This is a genomic window from Syntrophales bacterium, from assembly GCA_030655775.1.
Classification (GTDB): domain Bacteria; phylum Desulfobacterota; class Syntrophia; order Syntrophales; family JADFWA01; genus JAUSPI01.
This window is the reverse complement of the sequence record JAUSPI010000005.1, coordinates 1-3,806: the sequence shown is the minus strand read 5'-3', so window position 1 is coordinate 3,806 and position 3,806 is coordinate 1. Positions and strand designations below refer to the sequence as shown.

Here is a 3,806-nt window from a genome sequence, read left to right as displayed (position 1 = left end):
CCGGAAGCCGCATGCCCCGGCCGATTTCCTGCCGCTTCTTTATTGCGGATGTCGAATTACTGAGTGTGCATATCTGAAACACATTCGGGTTGTCCCAGCCTTCGCGAAGCGCAGAGTGTGAAAAGATGAATTTCAGCGGATTATCAAGACTCAGGAGACGCTCTTTGTCTCTCATTATGAGATTGTAGGTATCCTCATCTTTCGCGGCATTTCCGGTTGTATCTGTGAATTTCCCTTTGTCGCCCTTTTTATCTTTTGAAAAATATCCATTATGTACTGTGCCGGCGGGGAGAATCTCTTTATTAAAGAGCGTGCGGTATTCTCCGGCAACTTCGGTATATAAATCCTCAAACCATTCGGCATAGGGGCCGTTTACGTAACCACTGTCGGTATATACACGATAATTCGCAACCCTATCGATGAAAAACAGGGAAAGGACCTTGATCCCCATATCCTTAACCTGTGCCTCTTTTTCGAAGTGTGCCTTTACTGTTTCGCGTAGCTGTTCTCTGATAATATCATCCCGGAAACCACCCTGTTCTTCTCCAAGGCTGAGTCGGATTCCATTGGAGAATTTCACATATTCCATACCCGGTCGCGCATTGATTTCAGTAACAATAAAACCATTCCGGTACATTTCCCGTTCATTAGATTTCATAAACAGGTCATCATCCTGTTTGACCGTGACTTTCGAAGTTTTAGGTCCATCACCAGATTGTTTATGGATAGTCAGGGTAGCGGCAAACCTGCCGTTTCTGTTTGTAATTGAATTGACCTTGATAAATGCCGAGTTGGCATTGTTTTCGGCAAGGACGGGCGCAACGGATATCTTCTTCACCAGGCGCATCTGAAAGGCATCGATCGGATTAACTTGATAGATAAGGTTATACCGGTCTCTGTGGGTCGCGGAATATCGCAGGGTGCAGAGGGGGCGTAAAGAGTCTATCGCTTCCTTTGCTATGGCACTTTCCATATTCTGCGGCTCGTCCATAATTACGATGGGATTGGTGGCCTGTATGAATTCTATGGGTCGCCTGCCTCCCATTTTATCGCGAAGGTCATGGATAATATTGTTTGCTTTCTTGTTGAAGGAATCGATGTTGATGATCATGACCTGCATCTGGTTGGCAGCGGCAAACCCGCGAAGCGCGTTCACTCTCCTTGAATCGTATACGAAATGATCAAAGGGGATATTGTTGTAGAGATCCTGGAAATGTTCCTTCATCATGTCGATTGATTTCAGGACCCCTTCCCGTATGGCCACCGAGGGAACCACGATAATGAACTTCTTGAACCCGTATTTATCATTCAATTCAAAAATGGTGCGCAGATAGACATAGGTCTTGCCGGTGCCGGTTTCCATTTCAACGGCAAAGTTCATCCCTTGTGTTTCAATGTCGGTCTGGCGGGCAATGTTGTTTCGTCGTTGGACCTTGTTTAGATTATCAGTAACCTCATTTTTCATCAGTGCAATGTTATTGCCGATTCCAAGGTGAGTAAGGGCCTGAGAAACGTTCATAAAACTTTCCTCAACAGTAAGTTCAAACGAACCCTTGCTCAGCGGCTGGCCGTCGAACAGATCAACCACCGCCTGTATTCCCTCAAGTTGATACTGCTGCTTAGCGTCAAATTTAAATTTCATCATCACACTGTCCTGAAGCTTTCAACATCAGAGGTTTTCATTATCTGCACGGCATTTGTTTTTAGCTGGTCGTTGCCCTCAAATCCCGAATCCAGGCAGACGACTCTCTGCGGCTCCATCTTCGCGATTGCGCGGATAAGCTCTTTGGTCAAATTCATTTCAAGGCAGATGAGGAGAGCACCTTCAGCGACGGAATAAACTTTTTTGCCTTCAAGGGTAAGTGTTTCTAAAGGCGTAGTCAGTTCAAAGCCCGATTTAAGAAGAATCTCATAGAGGATATCATCTTCTTTACTGTTCGGGTCGATGTGGTCAATGGCAAATTCGAGTTGTTCATGAATGGGTTTGTCATCAACAGCGCCGTCCCATATCTTGAAATTGGATTTGTCGAGCTTGAAGACCTTGAATCCTAAATCCTGTTTTGTCTCTTTAAAAGCGAGGGTGCCTTCTTTTTCTTTGTTGATTTGCTTTATAACCCGGCGGATGCGTTCTTTGCCGATGTCCGATATGGTTTTGTAACCAGCGTTGTGGGCTTCGGAATTTTCGTCAGTAGGTTCTGGTAATTGCACCATGATGAACTTGCGATTGCCGCCATCTTCTTTATTTAGATCCAAGACAGCATGAGTAGTGGTGCAGGAGCCAGAGAAGAAATCAAGGATGATGTCTTTTCCACTCCCGAAAGCCAGCATTCGCTTTATCAATGCAGTGGGTTTGGGATTGTCAAATATTTTTTTCTTATCGAAAAGAGCCCGAACCTCCTTTGAGCTTGATATTGGTAAATCAAACCAGATATCGTTGAGTAAGGTAGAATCAGTTGGAGGAACGTAATGTTCAGGTTTGCTATTCGATGAGAGACGAAGAAAATCTAAATCGTCACCATCATCAAATTTTCTCGTATAATACTCATCTATCTGTTCTTGTGTGATGGATTCTTCCGCTACATTCAGTTCAAGTAATAATTTTTTGTAGTTCTCAATAGCGGCAAAACTTCTTTCTTTACCCCAACGCCATTGGCCACTACTTGGTATAATTCCGAACAGTTCGTATCTCATGGTTGGTCTCTCAGTACCCCGCCAATGATTGTTCCATGAACCTTGTTTAACCTCATCAAGTCTTCTTAGTTGCTTTGGAAATCGATAATCGGAACGTTTAGAATAGATGATAATTCGTTCAAATCCACTTCCGAGTTTATCCCATGTCTCAAACTGTGCTTGAACTGACTTTGCTCCCCTTCTAATTACGCATTCATTTCGATAGTTTTCCTCGCCAAAAACTTCATCACATATCTTACGCAGATTATATACTTCATTATCATCAATACTGATAAATATAACTCCATCTTCCCTCAACAGATTTTTCGCCAGAAACAACCTCGGATACATCATATTCAACCACTTGGAATGAAACCGGCCATCTGTCTCTGTATTGGTTGAAAACTTTCTCCCCTCATCGTCCACCTGCCCGGTATAGGCCAGGTAGGTCTCCAGAGATTCCGAATATTTATCAGGATAGATAAACTCATTTCCGGTGTTGTAGGGCGGATCGATATAGATCATCTTGACCTTGCCGTAATAGGACTTCTGCAGCAGTTTGAGCACTTCCAGATTATCGCCTTCAATAAAGAGGTTCTCCGTTGTGTCAAAGTCAACGCTCTCTTCCCTGCAAGGTTTCAGTGTCCCGATGCTGGGTTCCTGAATGACTTTGAAACAGTCGCGTTTTCCCGGCCATGTCATGCCGAAACGTTCTTCTCCCTCATCTATCTCATCGCCGAGGGTCAAACGTAGCTTTTCGAAGTCGACTTTGCCTTCCGTGAGTACCTCCGGGAACAGCTCTTTTAGTTTTGCTTTCTGCTCATCGGTGATGTTTTTGCTCTTAAGATCGAGTTTTTCGATATTCGCCATAGTCTTCTCCTATGTTACCTTCCATTGAATGGTAAATAGTTTCTCGGTGGTCACGTTCTGCTTGAGATTTTTTTCAATTCTATCTATCAGTTCATCTTTCTGTTTTTCTATCTCTCTTCCGGCAATGTCGTACTCGCGCCACGCGGCATCCCGCTTCTTTTCCAGATCGCGGATCTTTTTCTGTGCAGCCAGTTTATCCGGGAGGTTGTGGGCAGTGCGGGCATTTCGCTTGTATTCCTTAATCTGATCATCAAACTCTTTGAGAA

The 3,806-nt window shown here is 44.1% G+C and carries 3 protein-coding genes; all 3 read right to left on the bottom strand.

The window, feature by feature from the left end; translation table 11 throughout:
- Positions 1-1,645: DEAD/DEAH box helicase family protein (locus Q7J27_00130; protein MDO9527548.1), on the bottom strand; the 1,645-nt coding region annotated here is incomplete at its 3' end.
- Entirely contained in the window at positions 1,645-3,540 is a 1,896-nt protein-coding gene (locus tag Q7J27_00125) for a site-specific DNA-methyltransferase (GenBank protein ID MDO9527547.1), read from the bottom strand. The genes Q7J27_00130 and Q7J27_00125, both read right to left, overlap by 1 nt.
- Positions 3,541-3,549: 9 nt before the next feature.
- A partial coding sequence (locus Q7J27_00120; protein MDO9527546.1) for a hypothetical protein occupies positions 3,550-3,806 on the bottom strand: 257 nt, incomplete at its 5' end.

Excerpts from the sequence above, each read along its gene's own strand:
- Q7J27_00125 (MDO9527547.1), bottom strand. The coding sequence starts at position 3,540 with ATGGCGAATATCGAAAAACTCGATCTTAAGAGCAAAAACATCACCGAT.